The sequence below is a fragment of the Streptomyces sp. M2CJ-2 genome, from assembly GCF_016757295.1.
GTDB lineage: Bacteria > Actinomycetota > Actinomycetes > Streptomycetales > Streptomycetaceae > Streptomyces.
The window spans coordinates 1-664 of record NZ_JAESIF010000278.1; the positions used below are offsets into that span (position 1 = coordinate 1).

Genomic DNA, 664 nt, shown 5'->3' on the forward strand with positions numbered 1-664 from the left:
CCACTCCGCCCACTCCACGCCGAACAGCTCCCCCGCACCCGGGGCAGCCCCCTCACCGAGTTCGCCCAGCGGCCGGGTGACGAGGGAGTCTGCGGCCACCACCATCTGGCCCTGCTGGTCCACCGCCGTGAGCGACACCCCGTCCCCGTCCGCCGGCGCCATCCGTACGCGGAGGAGGGAGGCGCCCGACGCGAACACCTCGACCCCCGACCACGCGAACGGCACCACCGCGTCGCCCTCCTCCGCCACGAGCTGGGCGTGCAGCGCGGAGTCCAGCAGTGCCGGGTGGAGGCCCTGGTCGTCGTGCCGCAGGTCGGGGATGGTGACCTCGGCGAAGAGTTCGTCGCCGCGCCGCCATGCCGCGCGCAGCCCGCGGAACGCGGGACCGTACGACAGGCCGCGCTCCGCCAGGCCGTCGTAGCAGCCGGTCAGTTCGAGGGGGGTGGCGCCGGTCGGCGGCCAGGCCGTGTCGTCGAGGGCGGGGGGCTCCTTCGACGGTTCAACGAGCCAGCCGGTGGCATGGCGTACCCAGGGGGCCTCGGGTTCCGCGGCGTCGGTGGTGGAGTGGAGGGTGACCGCGCGGCGTCCTTCGTCGTCGGGGCCGTCGACGGCGACCTGTACGGCGACGCCGCCGGCGTCGGGCAGGACCAGCGGGGCGTGCAGG

1 protein-coding gene is annotated in these 664 nt (G+C 75.6%); it reads right to left on the bottom strand.

The genetic code is table 11. The features are described from left to right. The coding region (locus JL475_RS39290) for a polyketide synthase dehydratase domain-containing protein (protein ID WP_202282971.1) at positions 1–664 on the bottom strand (664 nt) is incomplete at both ends.